The organism is Allocellulophaga tsushimaensis, from assembly GCF_055383085.1.
Window position 1 is genome coordinate 4,177,929 of sequence record NZ_AP039451.1, and the last position, 21,152, is coordinate 4,199,080.

Below are 21,152 nucleotides of genomic sequence, written 5' to 3' on the forward strand. Positions count from 1 at the left end.
TATTTTATTTATTCAGGTAATTTAAAAACATTCTTTTGTATGCTATCACAACAAAGTTTACTGCGATTACAAATACATCTCTCACTCGCATTTCCTAAACCACAACTTTACCAGTGGTTTCTATATAAATTATAGTAATTAGTAATTTTTAAGACTTACTCCATAACAACCTCTAACCTATCATTTTCAGTTTTGAAAACAGCTACATCTTCTTTGGTAATATTGGTGTTCCAAACAAAAATACGCTGTAGCTTTTCTAATTGGGCGGCATCTAGCAATGCTTGCTTTGAGATTTTTGTACTGTAGACATTCAAAGATTTAAGGTTCTGTAAGCCCTTTAAAGCCGAAATTCCATTATCTGTAATAGGGTTTTTATCTAACTTTAATTGCTCTAGATTGCTAAGCCCAGACAGTACGCTTAACATATCGTCTGTAATGCCTAATCCGTCTAAAGAGAGTCGTTGTATATTTCCTTTTGCTGGATCTAATAAGGTTAACTTTTCTTTTAAAGCTGATGCATCTAAATTTACAACAGCAGCACTTGGTAAATCGATATCATATAAATTAGAACCGGCTACTAATTCTCTTACATTATAGCCTGCTTGTTGCAATGCATTTAAAGCATCCATTGGTACTTCACTCACATTTGCTAAACTAGCTTTTGCCATTGATTTTTCGTCCAAGCCTAATTCTGCCATAGCTAATAGCTTAACTTCTTCAGGAGTTTCTAACCCTCCCATCTTCAATTCTGGATCTGCTTTAGCTTCTCCTACCCAATATTTTAGCAAGGTTATTTCTTCTTCTGTTAATGGTGTTTTACCATCAGGAGGCATAAATTCTTCATTGTTTGGATTTAAGGTTACACGGGTAATCATTTCAGAAGCATTTGTATCCCCAGCAACGATAATATCCCCATGTTTGCCTCCTTTTAAAAGCGATGCAATATCTTCCATGGAAAGTTCTCCTTTTTTCTTCCCAGAACGATGGCAACTAATACATTTTTCATCTAAGATAGGTTGCACTAAATCTGCATAAATTCTTGCTTCATTTACATCGGTAATTACTACAACTTCTTCTTTTTCTGCCCAAGGTGCATATACAAATAAATATTCTTCGCCATGGGTAAGGCTACCGCCATAGTGACCTGTAATACTTAATAAAATAGCAATTAGCACTACTGAAACAAAATAAGGCTTTCCTTTTAAGCCTTCTTTACTTAATTTACCAATGCTAAATAACCATGCTAAAAATGCAACTACTGTAGTTGCTACTCCAAACCATAGGTGCCAATCTAATGTTTCGCCTTCATAGTCACCACTTAAAGAGAGCATATAACCCATAATACAGGCAAAAACAGCACTTATAGCGCCCATTAATAAGGTAAAAGGCATAATACTTCTAAAACTATCGTTTTTGGTAAAACGTGCCGCTCCTTCTAATAATGCTGCAAAAAGAAGAATCCCGACGGGTAAGTGAACCACTAAAGGATGAAATCTTCCTACAAATAATACAAAATCTGGTACTTCGTTCATTTATTTCGCTTTCGCTCAATGCCATTGGCTGTTGACCTCTGACTGTTGGCTTTTTAATACTAATCAAAAGCTAATGGTTAAATGCCAAAAGCTAATTATACTCTTTCTAATTTAATCGGTGGAGTTCTGTTGGCATTCCATTGGCAGATATACAAACTTTTATCTTCATCAATAAATACATCATGCCCATGATTAAAGGTTGGTTTTTCTGCCTGATACATCTGTTGTAATTTTCCTTTTTTATATACAGGAGCTTCTCCACCAGGATTGGAAACTACTTTATTTTCTCCATCTAAAATGGTTACAAAACCAGTATCCTGCACCCAGTTTTTACCTTCTCTTGTTGTAGACCAACATACGCCTGCATAAATATTTTCATCATCTATAACAGGGCGACATACCATTGCTCCTGGCATAGTAACTGTTTTAATATACTTGCCGTCTAAAGTGTACCATTTAAAAGAATATTCGTTACGAGAAGTACAAATAACTACTGGATTATTTTTATCTCTATAGTCTATAGCAACACCATGTGCTTGATTTAAGTTGTGCTCTGGATTTTCATTTTTCATCCCGCCAAATTTGCGGATAAATTCTCCTTTATGGTTAAACTGTAAAATATAGTTAGATCCATACCCATCTGCCACATAAAGATCTCCATTAGGGCCAACTGCTGTTTCTGTAGGCATATATTCCATATCATGCGAATACGCTCCAATAGTCCGTGGATCTGGAAGTGTAAAAATTAACTTCCCATCTACTTTTGTTTTATGCACTAAACCTGCTTGCCTGTGCCATTCTCCATTTTTATCTTGTAGCCAACCACAATCGCAGATATATAATACATCTTCTCCTCCTTCGTCATGTAAGGTAAGTCCATGTCCGCCAGGATAACGTGTGCCCCAAGTATCTAATAATTTACCAGACTTATCAAAAACAAACATGTTATTTTGTGTATGGTCTCCCAACATTAATAAACGCCCTTTTGAATCCATCTGCATTTCATGGCAATTGAATATTGGATTTTGACTGACACTCATTTTTGCCCAATCGCGATGGATTTTATATTTAAAATCGCCATGACCAATAATCTGAGTATCATCTGGTGCCTCTCCTTTAAAAAGGTTCATTCCAAAAGATGGAGCAGCGGCTAAACCTGCCCCTACTACTGTTGTTTTTTTAATAAAATTTCTTCTTGAACTCATAATTTATTGGTTTTTGGCACTTGATTATTTTTTTTGACTTCGATTACGCTCAGTCAACAACTTAATATCTTTTTTTACTTCTGCTTCGTTCGTTCAACAACATATATCTTTTCTTTGACTTCGACTACGCTCAGTCAACAATTTATTTATGCTTTCTTGACTCGGCTACGCTCAGTCAACAATAATACTTTAACTTAAAATATCTTTTACAACATGTCCGTGTACGTCTGTTAATCTAAAGCGTCTTCCTTGTGATTTAAAGGTAAATTGCTCATGATCTATTCCGAATAGATGCATTAAAGTCGCCTGAAAATCGTGTACATGTACAGGGTCCTTCACTACATTATAACTAAAATCATCTGTTTCTCCATAGGTAAATCCTGGTTTTACGCCTGCTCCTGCCATCCACATGGTAAATGCTTTTGGGTGATGATCTCTTCCATAATCTTCTGGTGACAATTTTCCTTGAGAATATACCGTTCTTCCAAATTCTCCACCCCAAATTACTAAAGTATCTTCTAGCATTCCTCTACGCTTTAAATCTTTTATTAAAGCTGCATTAGCCTGATCTGTTTTTTTAGCGTTACCCATAACTCCTCCTGGACATCCTAAATGCTGATCCCATCCTTGGTGGTATAGTTGTACAAATTTCACATCTTTTTCTAATAATTTACGTGCCATCAAACAGTTTGCAGCATAGGTTCCCGGATCTCTGCTATCTTCTCCATACAGCTCAAACACTTCTTCTGGCTCATCACTCATATCAGTTACTTCTGGTACAGAAGTTTGCATTCTAAATGCCATTTCGTACTGAGACATCCGTGCGTTTATTTCTGGGTCTCCGTAAGCATCTTGTTGTACACCATTTAATTTGTTTAAATAGTCTAGCATATTACGTCTATCATGACCATCATAATTTTCTGGATCACTTAAATACAATACAGGATCTTTTCCAGAACGGAATTGTACACCTTGATGTTCTGTTGGCAAAAATCCATTACCCCATAAACGTGAATATAATGGTTGTCCTCCTCCATTTTTAGAAACTAAAGATATAAATGTTGGTAAATTTTGATTGTCTGATCCAAGGCCATAACTTAACCAAGAACCAATAGATGGCCTACCTGACTGCTGACTACCCGTTTGCATAAAGGTAATAGCAGGGTCATGATTAATAGCATCTGTTTGCATTGATTTTACAAAACAGAGGTCGTCTACTACTTCAGACAAATACGGCATTGCATCACTTACCCAAGCTCTAGATTCGCCATATTGTTTAAAATTTATAGCTGAGGGCGCAATAGGAAATGAGGTTTGATCGGCACTCATTCCTGTTAAACGTTGTCCTTTACGTATAGATTCTGGCAAATCTTTGCCAAACATATCTTTTAATTTTGGCTTGTAATCAAAAAGTTCTATTTGAGAGGGACCACCACTTTGAAATAGATATACGATCCTTTTTGCTTTTGGTGCAAAATGAGGCAATCCTAATTCGTTTTTAATGAATGATTGCACATCCATATTAGGATCTGGAGCTATATTTGGAGTACCAGTCGTTGGTATTGACCCGTAGACATTTTCTGCTTTTAGTAAAGAACTAAAGGCTAATGCGCCTATTCCCATAGATGTTTTTGTTAAAAACTGTCTACGGTCAAACATTTTTTCTACCTGCTGTAAATCTTTATTATTAGATCTTAATTTATCATGATGATCACACATACTCTTATCTTTTTGTTATTGTGGCGTCTGCATTCATAATGGTACTTGCTACAACCGCATTGGCTGCAATAAGTGCTTTATTGTCATTACTTGCTAATTGGTATTCTCCTGTATTTAACCAACCAGCCATTTTCGCCTCTTTTGTTTCAAACTTCTTATATTCTGTTTTTTGTAATTCCTTTAGTAAGGTTAGTTCATTTTCCGCAGCTCTTCTACCTGTTAGTTTTCTAAAGGCCATTTGTATGGCTTCATCAGCATTAGCTACATCTGCCATTTGTTTTCCTATTAACCTTGCAGCCTCTATATAAGTAGGATCATTTAGCAATACTAATGCTTGTAATGGCGTATTCGTTTCTTGTCTTCTAATAGTACAAACGTCACGACTCGGTGCATCAAAAGTAGCTAAGGTTGGGTTGGGCACAGAACGCTTCCATATCGTATACATACTTCTACGATATAATTTATCTCCTTTATCTTGCTCATATTCAGCCCCATTTACTTTCCATAATCCATAAGGTTGATATGGTTTTACACTTTCTCCACCTATCATATAATTTATCAATCCACTTGCTGCAATAGCATTGTCTCTAAGCATTTCTCCTGTCATACGACCAGATGGGCCACGTGCTAGAAGTCTATTTTCTGGATCTCTATCTAATAATTCCTGATCTGTTTTAGAATCTTGTTTATAGGTTTTAGACATCACTATCATTTTATTTAAAGCTTTCATATCCCAAGCATTTTCTCTAAAATGAATAGCCAGATAATCTAATAAGTCTGGGTGACTCGGTAATTCGCCTTGGTTTCCAAAATCTTCTGAGGTTTTTACAATTCCTACTCTAAAAAAATGTTGCCACATTCTATTTACTGCAACTCTAGCAGTTAAGGGATGGTCTTCATGAAACATCCATTTCGCAAATGCCAAACGGTCTTGAGGCATATCTTCTAACATAGGGTTTAAAAACTCTGGAGTTTTTGGAAAAACGCTATCTGCTTTTGCATCATAAACACCACGTTCTAACAAATAAGATTGTTTGGGTGCAGTTTCTTTCATCACCATTACTTCTTGTACACCTTCTATACTATCTGCATATTGTTTGCGTAATTCTGCTAATTTAGGATACAAATCCTTAGCAGGTTTTGCTACTTGTTTGGTATAATATTCTTTTAGAATTTGTTTTTCTTTACTTGATAGCTGGGCAACATCTTGTTTTATGATATTTTCAAAATCTTTATTTTCTGCCAAACGCATCATTTCTAATGCTGTAAGTGCTCTATCATAGATATCAATATTATCCATAACCCCATCAGCAATCCCCTTTCCTCTTAAACGAGCTCCAAATTGAAGTGCTGGTTCATTTTTTCCATGAAACAGAATACTTTTAAATAAATTATCATCAATTATTTTAGTAGTAGCCTCAACTCCATTTACATACAACTTAAACCCTGCCGCCTTGCTAGAACCATCATAGGTAACTGCAAAATGCGTCCATGCATCTTTAGGGCAATCAATTGTGGTTACTTCTTTAATAGCATTGTCTGGAGCGGTATGCACCATCATTATTTCTAGTTTATCTTCTACTATTTTTAAATGATATCCTCTCCATGCATTTAAAATAGCACCGTCTCCCTTATGAAAAATATTACCGTCTGTTACCTCTTTAGGAATTTTTGCCCAAACACCAACAGTAAAAGCATCCGTTCTATCATAAACACCTACTTTTTTAAGGTCTAACCAAGTATCTCCATTAAATAACAAACCTTTTCCTTTTTTACCTTCTACTAAATTTATAGGCTGGTTTTCGGTATATTCTCTTTTTAAAGTTGCTTTTTGGTAAGGTGCTACTGCATTTTTAAGATTCTTACTATCTAAATTATAACTCGCTACTAATCCATTTTTAGGTTTGTTTGCTACAATTTTTTGGTGTGATTTTGATACTAACCATTTTTCAAATTCTGGTTGTATCTGGGTTTCTTTTGCTTGTATTTCTTTTTGAGTATCATTGATTAAGCATTCTACATAGGCTAAAACTTTCTCTTCTTCTTCAGTTGGGAGCATTAATGTTGGTGTTGGCATCGCATCATTCCAAGAAATTTGTCCAGACTCATTAACATTATTAAAGTAAGTTGCCATTTCATACACATTTTTCTGTGTAATCGGATCATACTTATGATCATGACAACGCGCGCAGGCAACTGTAAGTCCCATTAATGATTGCCCTACTGTTGCAGCTCTATCTACCTTATATTCTACCAAAAATTCATCATTGACAATACCCCCTTCCATATTTTGCGGATGCAAACGGTTAAATGCCGTAGCAAGAATCATTTCTCTGGTAGGGTTTTCCATTAAATCTCCTGCTAATTGTTGCGTTACAAAAGTATCATAAGACATATTCTCATTTAGTACTTTAATGACCCAATCTCTCCAAGGAGACATATCTCTATACCGGTCTACACTATAGCCATGTGTATCTGCAAAACGAGAAAGATCCATCCAATCTAAAGCCATTTGCTCTCCATAGTGTTGAGATGCTAGAAGCCTATCTACCTGTTTTTCATAAGCGTCAACACTTTTATCAGCTAAAAAATTATCGATTTCTTTTAATGTTGGTGGTAAACCAGTTAAATCAAAAGACAGTCTTCTTAACAGGGTTTCCTTATCTGCCTCTGGTGCAAATGATAAGCTTTCTGATTCTAATTTTGCTAAAACAAATTTATCAATTGGGTTATTTAAATCTTCTCCTTTAACTTCTGGAATACTTGGTTGTTCTGGTTTTGAAAAAGCCCAATGATCTTCATATTCGGCACCATCTTCAATCCATTTGATCAGAATCGCTTTTTCTCTTTCTGTTAAGCTTAAATGAGATTCTGGAGTTGGCATTACTACATTAGGATCGTCAGATAAGATTCTATAAAAAGCTTCCGAGTTTTTCAGATTCCCTGGATCTATCCCAACTTTACCAGGAGATTCTTTGAGTTCTGCATATGCTGCTTCTGCACTATGTAATTGTACTCCTCCTTTTATTTTTCCTTTGTCAGGCCCATGGCAAGCAAAACATTTATCAGATAAGATTGGTTTTACATCTATATTAAAATCCAATTCTTCTGGTAAGGTTTTATACTCTAAAGCAACACTTTCAGGTAAATCTGGTCCACAAGAAAGTATGGTGAATGTTCCAAGGATTAAAAAAAATCTAAATCTATTTTTCATAAGCAAACGTAAAATCATTATAGTTTTATCTACAACATAACGAAGTTAACTTTTAAGTAAACTTTTTTTTTGCACAAAACCGACAAATGTTAGTATATTATACTTATTTTAGTGTTATTTAACGTTTCTAAAGGATATTAAATTACGTTTTTAACAATTAATAAGCTTAAAAACAATGATGAACTTAAATATTAATTTAATTATTTCAAATTATTAAGAGCAATTCATTTTTGCATAAAAACGATGAACACAGTACTTCAATCTTTACATATTACCCTTTTAAATGTTGGTTTTGCTTCCTTAGATAAAAAATGGAATTTTGATCATGTTATAAGCCCATTTAGTCGCTTATACCTTATTACGGATGGTAATGCTAAAGTATACCACAATAATAAAATATTCCATTTAAAAAAAAATCATCTTTACCTTATTCCTAACAATACCTATAGCAGGTATTCGTGTGATGAATTTATGGAACAGTATTATATTAGCTTTTTAACGGCATTAGGCAATGGCATTTCTATTTATCATTTAAATGCTTTTGATTATGAAGTACCAGCTACTCCAGAAGATCATATCCTTTTTAAAAGATTGCTAGAAATAAATCCTAATAGAAGTATTATAAGAGATGATCCAAAATATTACGATAATAAACCTACACTTTTATCTTATATTAAAGATAATGAGCGGTTAAGTGCTGCGCATTATATGGAAACCAAAGGAATTCTTCTTAGCTTGTTTTCTCGTTTTATATTAAACAAAGCTCCTGAGGGGAAAAAACCAACAAAAGACAAAAGGTTATCCCAAATTGTGATCTATATAAAAGAACATTTAAGTGAAGTGCTTACTGTAGAATTACTTGCTGAAAAATGTCATTTACATCCTGACCATTTTTCAAGGATTTTTAAGCAAGAAATGGGCATACGCCCTATTCCCTTTATTAATAATCTAAGGGTTGAGCGCGCACAACTATTATTAGTTACTACTGCTGAATCTATTCCTGAGATTGCAGATAAAGTTGGCCTTGGAAATTTGTCTTATTTTTCAAGAACGTTTAAAAAAATAACAGGAAAATCTCCTATGGTATTTAGAAAACAAGAATGGGAACACACTTCTTAAGCATACCATGATTTTATAATACTCTTCTTTTATAACTCCTAATTGAGTCACTTTCTAATGATAATAAAATTGCTACAAGTCTTTTACCAAAGCAGGTAATTCCGTGATTTTCTTAATCTTAATATTTTTATAATAGGCCTCAGCAGCTTCAGATTGCAACTGTATTTTTCCACTAGTTACTGGCACTAATGCTTCTCCTACTTTTTGCATTGCTTTATTTAAAACCATTACTACATGTCCATTTACAATATGATATGATTTTCCATTAAAGCAGATTAACTCTATAGTATTCCATTGTCCATTAGGTACTTCTCTATTTTCTTCACGGACGCAACGATACATATTTTTTCCTTTAATCGCTGTACCTAAAGTAACTGGTGCTCCTTTTGGATCGTATTTAAAAAAGCCTTTTTCATTTTTTGTAGCGTTTATAGTATTTACGCCACCCGCTAATCCAAAATAATCTCCCATATCTTTTTCTTGAATCTGGAATTCTTGAGACTGCATCCAAACATTCCAAAACGCTCCATGCTCCCCATTACAATGGTATAATAAACCATTATCACGAACATCATTAAGGCGTGGAGCCCATTTTAATTCGCCCCATTTAAATTCTAACTTTAAATGGTAGTTCTCATACACTTCTTTAGAAGTTAAGCCTCCGTATATTTCTCCACTAACACGCATAATAGTAGTACCATCTACATTTTCTGCATAAAAAACTTTAAGTGGATCATTATTTAAACCCAAAGGAATCCCTTCTCTCCCGTTCCCTTTTGGAGCATCATCTATTCCTTTAACAGAATAATGTGGTACTCCTATATAAGTATCCCAATGCGTTAGCTCTTTATCTAGTAAATCTACCCATTCTCCATCTTGCGCTACTATAGGTGTGCATGATAATAAAAGTATTAAAAAGCTTGTTAATTGAAGTTTCATGTATGATCTTTTTTAGTGTAGTTATTCTTTTAACTAATAAATAATAATTAATTCTCTTTTTGCTGCCAAGCTCTAAAATACTTTACGCGGTACTCTTTATCCACTCTTTTATCATCGGGTAATGCACCAAACCATTTATTAGATTCGTTGTTAAAATTAATTTCTAAAGGTTGATGCCAATGGGTATTTTTAGCTTCTCTAAATAAAATACCATCTATATAAAAACGAATATACTCTTTTGTCCATTCCAAGCCCCATACATGATAATCTTTTTGTAATTCTTCTGGAAAGTAATATTTCTTAGTTCTTGAAAAATGTTTTTTTACATTTCCTTTATTTTTAGGAGCTCTAAAAACATGTATGTTAGAGTTTAAATCGTTTCTATTATACGATAAACCAGGTGCATTCTCACAAATATCAATTTCCGTCCACCAACTTTTCCCAACGTTTGTCATCCAAAATCCAGAAACCCAAGGCGCATCCATTAATTTAAGTTCTGCTTCTACATAACCATATAATATTTTTTGCTTACTTTTTATAAAACCTGCGGTATGCGTAAAATCTGGTGGTAGTTTTTCATTTTTATGCTTGTTAATACTAAAAACCAACTCATCATTTTCTAAACTCACATTAGAACCATGAAAATACGTTGGCGGACGCCCTTTCCATTTAGGGTTATTAGGATACCATTTGTTTTCATTTAAAGTGGTTCCCGAAAACTCATCAGATACATCTTTTCGTAGTACCCAATTCGCGTTGTTTTTTTGGTCAGATAATGGAAAACTTGAGTTAGATCGTTGAATTCTATTTTCCGCTTTTACAGAATCTATATAGTTTTTTGGTGGTATCGTTAAATTTTGACTATATGATATCACCATGAAAAATAAAAAAAATAACAAGTGAATAATACGCATTTTCTACAGTAAACTTTAAGTATTTTCAAATTTAAATAAACTGAAAAGTGAATTAGGATTCAAATATTCTTATTGTTATAACATATGTCTTAAAATATAATACTGAGGATCAAAACTACTGTAGCAAAAAGTAATATATCTTATATTTAAAAGTATTAAACAAGCGCTACTTAAAATTATTTTATGACTAAAAATTTAAAAATAGCAACAACTTTATTTTTGTTGATTGCAACGTTTCTAACTTCTTGTACGCAAAGCGATTCTAAAATCTCTAAAGCAATTGCAGATTTAGATTTTAATGAAGGTTGGTTATTTCAAAAAGATTCTATTTTAGAAGCTGAAAAAACAGCTTTTAATGATGCTTCATGGCGTAAATTAAATTTACCGCATGATTGGGCTATTGAAGGTCCTTTTAGCATTGAACACAATGCCCGAACAGGAGGTTTACCGGTTCACGGAGTGGCTTGGTATAGAAAGCATTTTACAATAAGTAAAGAAAACCAAGGTAAAAATATAGCTATTGAATTTGATGGCGCTATGGATCATACTCGAGTTTGGGTTAATGGAGAATATGTAGGCGAGAGACCGTTTGGGTATATTGGTTTTGAGTTTGATATAACGGAGCATATTAAATATGGTGAAGATAATGTAATTGCGGTACAACTAGCTCCAAAAGATTTAGCAGCACGCTGGTATCCTGGCGCTGGCATCTATAGGAATGTACGCTTAAAAATAAATAACAAAGTACATATTCCACAGTGGGGTACATACATTACAACTCCTAAAGTAAGTAAGCAAGAAGCGAGCATTAGTATTGAAACAAAAATTAAAAATACAACCAACACGCCACAAAATATTGTTTTAAAAACAGAAATTAAAGATGCTAGTGGTAACATTATCAATACAACAAGTACAGATGTTCAAGTGACCGCAAGCAAAGAGCAAAAAGAAATTTTGAATGTGATGTTAAAAACTCCTGAGTTATGGAGTCTGGATAATCCACATGTATATACTGTAGTTTCAAGCATTTTAATGAATGATCTTGAAATAGACCAATACACTAGTACTTTTGGAGTGCGAAACATAAATTTTGATGCTAACAAAGGCTTTTTTCTTAACAATGTACCTGTAGAATTAAATGGGGTATGCATGCATCATGATCTTGGTCCGTTAGGAACAGCTGTAAATTACAGAGCTACTGAGCGTCAGATGCAAATTATGAAATCTATGGGTGTAAATGCTTTAAGAACAAGCCATAATCCGCCTTCTCCAGAAATGCTAGAAGTATGTGATAAATTAGGGATTGTAGTTATTGTTGAAGCATTTGATGAGTGGAAAATAGGTAAAGTACCAAATGGCTATAATACCATTTGGGACGAATGGCATGAGAGAGACCTGAGGGATATGATTAAAAGAGATCGTAATCATCCGTCTGTTATTATGTGGAGTATTGGAAATGAAATTTTAGAGCAAAACCAAAAAGACGGTTGGAAAATTGCAAAAGAACTTACAAGCATATGTCATGATGAAGATAATACCAGACCAACCACAGTTGGTTTTAATTATTATCCTCATCCATTTGTAAACAAATTAGCTTACGAAGTAGATGTTGTGGGTATGAATTACTGGCCAGGAAGATACGCTGAAATTAAAGAGCAAAACCCAGATATGATTATATATGGCTCAGAAACCTCATCACAAACCAGTAGTAGAGGTGTTTACGATTTCCCTATTTCTGCATTTCCACAAAAAGAAACTAGACATGTTTCTAGTTATGATGTTATTACCGGTCCACCATGGACCTATCCTCCAGAAGTAGAATTTGATGCTCAAGAAAAAACACCAGCTTCATTAGGTGAATTTATTTGGACTGGGTTTGATTATATAGGAGAGCCCACTCCATATGGTGGTAGGGATAACTCTACAAAGGGGTATTGGAATGATGACTGGCCTTCTAAATCTGCTTATTTTGGTCCTGTAGATTTATGCGGTTTCCCCAAAGATCGTTACTATTTATACCAAAGTCAGTGGACTTCTGAACCTATGGTACATGTTTTACCGCACTGGAATTGGGAAGGAAAAGAAGGTGATATAATTCCTGTGTATAGTTATACTAATTGTGATGAAGTAGAACTGTTTGTGAATGGGAAGTCTTATGGAAAAAAAGTAAAAGGTGTAGATACTGTTGCTATACCAGCAGATTTTCATGATTATGATAAAGAAATGTACAATTCTAAACATAGAGTTGCTTGGAATGTGCCTTATAAACCTGGTAGTATAAAAGTTGTTGCCTACAAAGAGGGTAAAATAGCTGCCGAAAAAGAAATTAAAACTGCAGGAGCTCCTGCTAAAATAGAATTGATAGCAGATAGAGTAGCAATAGATGCAGATGGTAAAGACTTGTCTTTTATCACTGTTAATGTTACTGATGCAGATGGTAATTTCTGCCCAACAGCATCTAATCAAATAAATTTCAAGATTGATGGTGAAGCCACCTTAGCAGCAGTAGGAAACGGAAACCAGCCTTCTTTGGAGTTATTTCAACAACCTAGTAGAGCTGCATTTAATGGCAAATGTTTGTTGGTGATTAAATCAACTAAAAAAGCGGGAACAATTTCAATAACAGCATCTTCAGAAGGGATAGAAGATGCTACCATACAAGTAAGTAGTAAGTAGTTTGATACTTAAATTGAGTGAGCTAGTAAGAAGAAAGTTACATTTCAACTTACTAGCTTTTGTTTAGATGATTATTCGAACTTTAGCCAGTTTAGATTTACAATTTTATCTGATCCCCAAATGGATTTAAAGACAACAACAATATCATGAACTCCGTCTACTTTTTCTAACACATCAGTTTCTATGGTTTCCCAAGTATTCCATCCTCCCGTATATTCCACAGGAAACTCTCCAATTTTAGTTCCATTAGCATTATCTATATGAATTTCAAAAGTACCGATACGTTGACCCGAAGCAATACGTGCTTTAATTTTTTTAAATATGCCTTTCCCAAAATCAATCTTATTAAAACGTACCGAAGACATCATGGTGGTATTACTTACCATCCAACCAATAGGCTCATTTCCGCCAACAAATTCAACTTTTGCTCCTTTTATACCACTATGTCTGTCTACCTGTATCGTATCTCCAATTTTTGCTGTACCTATACCTCTTAAAGTGGGTTTTACCTTCTTAATTGAGCCGTCTTTATTAAATGTCATATAATCTGCACGCATAGAACGCAACCTATTATATCCGCTAATATCCCACCAATGGTAGAATAAAATCCAATCTCCATTATAATTCACAACAGAATGATGATTGGTTCCATTACCCAAATTATCCATTATTTTACCTCTATAGTTAAAAGGTCCAGTTGGTTTATCACTAGTTGCATAGCCAATGGTGTAACCTTCCTGAGGAAAAACATGAGCAAAAGTAAAGTAATACACACCATCTTTTTTAAATAGAAAAGATCCTTCTTTATAACCAGACGGAAGGCCTTCTAACTTTATAGGTGCAGCGGCGGTTTCTTTCATATTATCTTTTAACGGTGCAACAAACAACTCTTTACCTCCACCAAAATATAAATAAGATGTTCCATTATCATCTGTAAATAAACCTGGATCTATTCCACTAACTCCCTTTATATAATTTTTCTCCCATTTAAATGGTCCTGTCGGACTTTTGGAAACTCCTACTCCTATTCTTCTGAATGTAGAGCCATCTTTGGGTTCAGCAGGATAATAATAGTAATACTTATCCCCTTTTTTTATACAATCAGGTGCCCACATTCCATAAGAATTTTTCTTTCCCCAAGGCACTTCATTTTGGTCTAGTACTCTACCATGGTCTTTCCACGCTATGCCTTGCTCTAAAGAAAAGATATGGTAATCTGGCATACAAAAAGCGGGTGCTTTTGTTCCCTTTGGCGGAACAATATCATGAGAAGGATAGATATATAATTTTCCATCAAAAACCCTTGCAGTAGGATCTGCTGTAAACATATGAGTTACAATTGGGTTTTGTGCGCATAGTATTCCTACACTTAAGATGCAACATAAAAATAAAAGCGGTTTTTTTAATATCATTTTAAATTGATTTAAATCTTTAGTTTGAAAGGGATAAAACTAATTAAATCATTTTCTAAAAAGAAATAATACTACTTTTTTGACTATAACATATGTTTTAAATTATGAATACTAGTTTTATTTATAAGGTATAAATCAAAAAAAACATAAATAAAAGTAAAGGGAGAGAGAACAAATCTAAAATTAGTATAAATTTGATTCGTTACTCATTCATTTTTTTAGAACAGTATTTTATGAAGCTTACATTTATACCATTACAATCTATTATAAAAAACACACCTACACTTGTCTTATTATTGGTTATTATATTGCTCCTTACTGGATGTCAAGAAAACAAAAAAAAGGCTAATGCATTGATAAATGAAACAAGTCCATATTTACTGCAACACGCTTATAATCCTGTAGATTGGAAACCTTGGAGTCAGAACGCTTTAGAAGAAGCAAAAAAAGAAAATAAATTGGTGTTAATTAGTATAGGATATTCCTCTTGTCATTGGTGCCATGTAATGGAAGAAGAGACCTTTACAAACGATAGTATTGCGAAAATGATGAATAAAAATTTTATCAATATAAAAGTAGATCGTGAAGAAAGACCAGATATTGACCAAATTTATTCAACCGCAGCAGTATTATTTACAGGAAATAGTGGATGGCCATTAAATATTATTGCACTCCCCAACGGAAAACCACTTTATGCTGCTACTTACCATACCACTACGGAGTGGCACAAAGCGCTAAGCCAAATAAGCACATTATACCAAGACAATCCCAAAAAAGCAGGGCTGTATGCAGATCAAGTAGCACAAGGCATTGCTGAAGAAAATATTATTACTGTAAAGGAAGACCTAAGCACTTTAACTACAGAAAATGTACAACAAAGTATTGCTAATTGGAAAGAAAACTGGGATTTACTATGGGGCGGTGATAAAGCATCTCAAAAATTTATGAGCAGCAGTAATTTAAATTTTCTGATGGATTATACTGCTTTATATGATGATGATGATGCTAAAAAACACCTTAAAAATACTCTAGATAATATTGCTTTGCGTGGGGTTTTTGATCATATCGGTGGTGGTTTTTTTAGGTATACTGTTGATGGGAAATGGCAAACACCACATTTTGAAAAAATGCTGTATGACAATGCACAATTACTGCAAGTTTATGCTAAAGCATACAAAATATTTAAAGATCCTATTTATAAAGAAATTGTTACTAAAACTGGTTTGTTTTTAGATAACGAAATGAAAAACCCAAATGGTGGTTATTATGCTGCTATGGATGCTGATACCGATGGTGAAGAGGGTGCCTATTATGTTTGGACAGAAGAAGAACTCAAAAAAGCTATTACTAGCCAATTTAATTTATTTGCCGATTATTATAGTATTGTTGAAGCAAATAGATTAGAAGACGGAAAATATCATTTATTTAAAAGTAGTACGGATACTAACTTTATAGGTAAACATCAAATAACCCTACAAGAGCTAACGGAATTAAAGAAAGTTTGGTCTACTGCATTAGTAAAGGCAAAAAAAGACAGAAAATTACCAAGAATAGATGATAAAATTATTGTTTCCTGGAATGCACTTTTAATAGATGGTTTTCTGGAGGCTTATGCCACTTTTGGCAATAAAATATATTTAGATAATGCACTTTATACTTTTAATACTTTAAAAGAAAAAGCTTATAAAAATAATGTGTTATTACATTCTTTTAAAGAAGGCAGTAAGGATGTAGAAGGTTTTTTAGACGATTATACTTTTTTAAGTAGTAGCGCTATAAAATTATACAGCGCAACTTTAGACACTAGTTACTTAGATTTTGCTAAAACATTAAACGACAACATTCTTAACAAGTTTAAGGACGAGAATAGCCCTATGTTTACCTACAGTAATTCTAAAGAATTAATTTCTAAAATTATAAAGACCGATGATGGTAAAATACCATCTGCTAATGCTGTATTAGCAGAAAATCTTTTCTATTTAGGACATATTTATTTTGATAAAGCTTATACTAAAAAAGCAAAGAATATGCTCGCTGTAATGACGGAGCCTATTAAAACATTAGCTACAAGGCATGCTAAGTGGAATACATTACTCTTAAAAAACACCTCTCCATTTTATGAAGTGGCTGTAGTAGGTAATGATGCAGCTGCAATGCTTACTGATTTAAAAAAGCATTATATTCCTAATACTTTAGTTGTTGGTAGTACTTCTGATAGCGAATCACCTCTTTTTAAAAATAGATATACCACAGATGGCACCTATATTTATGTTTGCCAAGAAACTACTTGTAAATTACCAGTAGAGACCGTTGAAGAGGCTTTGGAATTACTGAAAGTGAAATAAAAAGGATAAGTCACAATGAGCAAATCCTGTACCCAATGTGGGCACCTATTCCTCAGGTTGAAAATATTCAACCAAAATTTAGCTAAAAAAGCGACAACAATTCCAACCTACAATTTTGAGTACATCTTATAGGCTTCTAAAATTGAGCTTATCAACTAAATTACGATAACTAAATCAACAGATCGTGATCTGTTGATTTTATTAATTATATTATACTGTTATTTAATTTTTACTGTTATAGTGCTATCCGAAACTACTTTTACTCTTGCTGTTTCGTAATTAGGAGGTATTCCAAACATTTTCTTTTTGTTATTAGAAAAACCAGTGTTTTTTGGAATCCCTAAAAAGTTTTTATCCATTTTGCCATCACCATCTGTATCATTATAACATGCTAGTGCAAATTCTTTAGGGATATTGTATAAGGTTACTTTTGTATTAGTATCTGTAACCGATATTACATTTGCCTTAAAAGGTTTAAAGGCTTTAAAATTCTCTTCTCCTTTAGACAATGCATACCATATTTTTCCTTTTGGTTTTTTGGTAATAAATTCTACTGTTACGTTAGCATAGTTGTCACTAAAGATAGTATCTAAAGAAGGTTTGCTTGGATCCATTTGGTGTGCATTTCCTTTTTCAACATCAACTTTTATTTTCATCATACCCATAGCTTTAGCAAATAGATATTTGTTTGCTGCATTTGTATAGTTCTTAAATTCAAAACGATCTACATGCAAAGGACTATAGGTAACAGTGCTTGTATTTTTAAAATCAAAATCTAATAATTTTATGTTTTTGATTTTTTCATTATCATAAGATTTAAAATATATTTGGAGCCTATCAATATCGTAAACAAGATTCCATTGTGTTTTATAACTTTTTCTAAATTCGCTTACCAAGTCCAATTTTTTAAATGCATCGCTTACAGCCATAGGATGCTTTATTGTGTTTTGTCTTAAAATACAATATCTATCTAAACTAAGTCTTGATTTTGTGTTTATCTTCTTTATTGCTTTGAAATTATGTTCAGATACCCTAGCAGTAGAATTGGTAATTACCTGACAAGATGCAGATTTTTTAGTAATAACAGCTTTACCGTTTACAAACTCAATCACTGCAGATGCTCCTTTTTTATCTGCTAATAAATAGTGAACCGTAGCAATAGGTTTAATGGTTAATGTATTGATGTTTTCAATAACTTCTTCAACAGTACCGTACTGATCTAGCTGATATTGTATCCACTCTAATTCGGAAATTTCTTTGGCATCATTTAGTTGATATTCACTTTCACTTAACCAAAGTTGTTCTACAACTAGTCCAGCTTCATTCATCCCTCCATATGGAAATTCTTTCCCTATTTGATTAAAGGTAATAGAGCCATATTTTGATACCCATTTAGCGGTATTATCACCATGAAAACCATAGGCATATTTTACTTGCCCTCTTACATTTTTTAATACATAGCCTTCACCAGAATACCAATCGAAGTTTTTTGCCAGTAGTTTATGATTAGAATTACAAAAGAAAGCAGAGCAGGCAAAGATTGGTGTATTGCAAAAAATGATTAGTACTAAAGATAAAATAGTTTTCATGATATAAATACTTTAAGGTTATGACACAAAACTAATACTGAATACCGTCTGCTACTTGACACATATGTGCCAAAAATTAATGAAGCAACTTTTTTCGTATTCTAGTTAAAGATTGTCGCTCAACACCTATATAAGAGGATAAATGTGTAATTGAAATTCTATTAAATAATTCTGGGTATTGTTTTGTAAAATTTATATATCGTTGTTCTGCTGTGTGAAATAAAAAACTTTCTATTTTTTTCTGCCTTTCGGTAAGAATATGCTCTACAATTAATCTACCAAAACGTTCGTAATTTCTGTATAAAGAATAACCCTCTTGCATATGCTTAAAATCTAAAGCTATAATTGTAGAGGGTTCTATAGCTTTAATGATATAATTAGAAGGTTGTTGTTTTATAAATGATGCATAGTCCGTAGTAAAGGTATTCTCAGGAGAAAAACCTACTGTAATTTCATTACCCGACGAATCAATATAAAAAATTCTAGTTAATCCAGAGGAAACAAAACCAATATTAGACTGAACTTCACCTTGGTTAAGGTAAAAATCATTTTTTTTAATTTTAATTAAAGTTACTCTTGAGCCGACAAAATCTAATTCTTCTTGGGTAAACTCTGGTACTATTTTTTTATAAAATGATAAATAGTTTGTTATAAGGGGTTCCATTATTATTTTCAATTATGATATACATTGCACACGAGAACTTGACATATAAAAACTATACATCAATCTTCAATATCCTATTCTGCATTAAATTAAAAGAAAATATTGAAAAGACGAAAAAATATTAAATTTTACGGTTTAGATGCTATTTGCATAGAACTGTAAGTAAATTATCTTTATACATTAACTAATTAGATAAGTATTCGGATACAAACTTTCTAAAAGATAAAACCCTGAAAATCATTAGATTTTTAGGGTTTTACTATTAGCTAAATTATATTTCTAATGACTATTCTGTTTTTTAATAACTTCTAAAATTACTTCAGGATCTAATCTTTCTGTATAATCTTCTGGTGTAAAACTGTATATAATTTCTCTTTCTTTATTCACTATATAAGTAGCAGGCATAGGTAACTCGTAATCTGTATTACCATTATGTATATCTACATTGAGGTTAAAAGAGTGATATACTTCTTGTAAGTCTTTAGGCATTTGAAAAACAAGACCTAAAGATTTAGCATATTCGTTATTGATATCACTTAAAACTGTAAATTCAAGTTCATTTTTTTCTGTTGTACTTAATGAATTGTCAGGAGTTTCTGGTGAAATAGCAATTAAACTGGCATTCAATTCTTTTAGCTGTGGGAGTATATTTTGCAATGCCTGTAATTCTAAATTACAGAATGGGCACCAACCTCCTCTGTAAAAAGAAACAACAAGAAAATCGTTTTTAAAATCTTCTAATGTTGTACGCGCTTCTTCTACATCTAACAAATTAAAAGAAGGCAATGTAGCTCCTTTTTGTATGGCAAAAGACGAGATCGAAGCTTCTTTTAGTTCATTTGTACTTCTTTCCATAATAGTCCACTTTTCAGCAGGAATATTTTGTGAGTTCTTTGCTTTTCTAGCTGCTAATGTATTTGATAATTCCATCTTTATATGTTTTAAATTTTTATTACTCATTTTTATGAACACAGCAAAGGTCATAGGAATTACCTTTTCAAAAAATGGAAAAAAATACAAAAAGATGGAAAAAATTCTAGCGTTATACTCTTTTAGAAAGTTGTTTTTTATATTGGGTAGGTGTAAAGCCTGTATTCTTTTTAAAATACTTGATAAAATAGTATGGATCATCAAAACCCAATTGATAAGCTATCATTTGACTGGTATCTTTGGATTGTTCTAACTTGTACTTAGCTTTATTTATTACCTTTTCAGTAATAAAATTACATGGGGTTTTGTTTGTTTCTTTTTTTACTTCTGATATCAATTGTTTCAGTGGCACATCTAACATCTCCGCATAAGTACCTGCACAATAATTTTGTTCTATATGTTGGTCTATCAATTCAGAAAATTGTGAAACAACAGAAGTCTCTTTCCCATTTTTACTAAAATCATGAAGGAATTCGCTCCACAAAATATGTAAATAGCTTGGCTTGAGTGGACTATCAGCAGAAAAATTAAAAATTGATTTTATTTGTTTTTTTTTGATTTCAATATTTTTTATTTTTTGAATCTCAAAAAAACTTTCAATCCCAACAGCGGTAGCATTAATATCAGGAAATCGTTCTAAAAAAGCGGTATCCAATGTAATTATATAACCTTCAACAAAAGGTGATTTTGCCAATAATGTAAAAGGCTTATCAAAAAAGAAAAAACTTTTGGAAGGAATTGCTGTAATGACAGCATCTTTTTCAATGGTTATGCTTCCATTGAAAAGGATACATATGTTTTTTTCTGTTGAAACGTTTATCCTACTGTTTTCGATGGAATGTATCATAGATCAAAACTTTTAGTATTATAAAAGCATAGTGTTTTCTTTAGTAT

14 protein-coding genes are annotated in these 21,152 nt (G+C 32.9%); 3 read left to right on the forward strand and 11 right to left on the reverse strand.

Going from position 1 to position 21,152, the window contains the following annotated elements:
- Nucleotides 1–155: 155 nt before the first annotated feature.
- From ACZ451_RS17945 to ACZ451_RS17960, 4 genes are all read right to left on the reverse strand, one after another.
- Complete coding sequence (locus ACZ451_RS17945) at nt 156–1,532, reverse strand: DUF2231 domain-containing protein (protein ID WP_464214787.1); 1,377 nt, start codon at nt 1,530–1,532, stop codon at nt 156–158.
- Between the two features lie 95 nt (nt 1,533–1,627).
- Entirely contained in the window at nt 1,628–2,737 is a 1,110-nt protein-coding gene (locus ACZ451_RS17950; protein WP_464214788.1) for a twin-arginine translocation signal domain-containing protein, read from the reverse strand.
- 189 nt (nt 2,738–2,926) lie between these two features.
- A complete protein-coding gene (locus ACZ451_RS17955) occupies nt 2,927–4,456 on the reverse strand; it encodes a DUF1501 domain-containing protein (protein ID WP_464214789.1) in 1,530 nt (509 codons plus the stop codon).
- Between the two features lie 4 nt (nt 4,457–4,460).
- Nucleotides 4,461–7,670: a DUF1553 domain-containing protein gene (locus ACZ451_RS17960; RefSeq protein WP_464214790.1), complete on the reverse strand. Its 3,210-nt coding sequence runs from the start codon at nt 7,668–7,670 to the stop codon at nt 4,461–4,463.
- Between the two features lie 243 nt (nt 7,671–7,913).
- Between ACZ451_RS17960 and ACZ451_RS17965 the strand changes: the two genes are divergently transcribed.
- The gene (locus tag ACZ451_RS17965; protein WP_464214791.1) at nt 7,914–8,789 is read left to right on the forward strand and encodes a helix-turn-helix domain-containing protein; all 876 of its coding nucleotides are present in this window, start codon (nt 7,914–7,916) and stop codon (nt 8,787–8,789) included.
- A 72-nt stretch (nt 8,790–8,861) separates the two neighbouring features.
- Here the strand turns inward: ACZ451_RS17965 and ACZ451_RS17970 are convergent, their stop codons facing one another.
- On the reverse strand, nt 8,862–9,728 hold the full coding sequence (locus tag ACZ451_RS17970; RefSeq protein WP_464214792.1) for a 3-keto-disaccharide hydrolase: 867 nt from the start codon (nt 9,726–9,728) through the stop codon (nt 8,862–8,864).
- A gap of 47 nt (nt 9,729–9,775) precedes the next feature.
- Nucleotides 9,776–10,606, reverse strand: a complete 831-nt coding sequence (locus ACZ451_RS17975; RefSeq protein WP_464214793.1) for a family 16 glycosylhydrolase — start codon at nt 10,604–10,606, stop codon at nt 9,776–9,778.
- Nucleotides 10,607–10,825: 219 nt separating this feature from the next.
- Between ACZ451_RS17975 and galB the strand changes: the two genes are divergently transcribed.
- Entirely contained in the window at nt 10,826–13,318 is a 2,493-nt protein-coding gene (galB, locus tag ACZ451_RS17980; protein ID WP_464214794.1) for a beta-galactosidase GalB, read from the forward strand.
- Between the two features lie 71 nt (nt 13,319–13,389).
- Here the strand turns inward: galB and ACZ451_RS17985 are convergent, their stop codons facing one another.
- Nucleotides 13,390–14,730: a family 43 glycosylhydrolase gene (locus ACZ451_RS17985; protein WP_464214795.1), complete on the reverse strand. Its 1,341-nt coding sequence runs from the start codon at nt 14,728–14,730 to the stop codon at nt 13,390–13,392.
- Between the two features lie 233 nt (nt 14,731–14,963).
- Between ACZ451_RS17985 and ACZ451_RS17990 the strand changes: the two genes are divergently transcribed.
- Nucleotides 14,964–17,075, forward strand: coding sequence for a thioredoxin domain-containing protein (locus ACZ451_RS17990; protein ID WP_464214796.1), 2,112 nt, complete (start codon nt 14,964–14,966; stop codon nt 17,073–17,075).
- Nucleotides 17,076–17,293: 218 nt separating this feature from the next.
- Here ACZ451_RS17990 and ACZ451_RS17995 read toward each other — a convergent pair whose 3' ends face one another.
- The 4 genes from ACZ451_RS17995 to ACZ451_RS18010 all read right to left on the reverse strand — a co-directional run bounded on the left by ACZ451_RS17995 (nt 17,294) and on the right by ACZ451_RS18010 (nt 21,105).
- Nucleotides 17,294–18,664 (reverse strand): DUF2141 domain-containing protein, encoded by a 1,371-nt coding sequence (locus tag ACZ451_RS17995; RefSeq protein WP_464214797.1) that lies wholly within the window; start codon nt 18,662–18,664, stop codon nt 17,294–17,296.
- Nucleotides 18,665–18,740: 76 nt separating this feature from the next.
- Entirely contained in the window at nt 18,741–19,328 is a 588-nt protein-coding gene (locus ACZ451_RS18000) for a Crp/Fnr family transcriptional regulator (RefSeq protein WP_464214798.1), read from the reverse strand.
- Nucleotides 19,329–19,607: 279 nt separating this feature from the next.
- Nucleotides 19,608–20,258 (reverse strand): peroxiredoxin-like family protein, encoded by a 651-nt coding sequence (locus ACZ451_RS18005; protein ID WP_464214799.1) that lies wholly within the window; start codon nt 20,256–20,258, stop codon nt 19,608–19,610.
- A gap of 112 nt (nt 20,259–20,370) precedes the next feature.
- Nucleotides 20,371–21,105, reverse strand: a complete 735-nt coding sequence (locus ACZ451_RS18010) for a helix-turn-helix domain-containing protein (RefSeq protein WP_464214800.1) — start codon at nt 21,103–21,105, stop codon at nt 20,371–20,373.
- Nucleotides 21,106–21,152 lie beyond the last annotated feature (47 nt).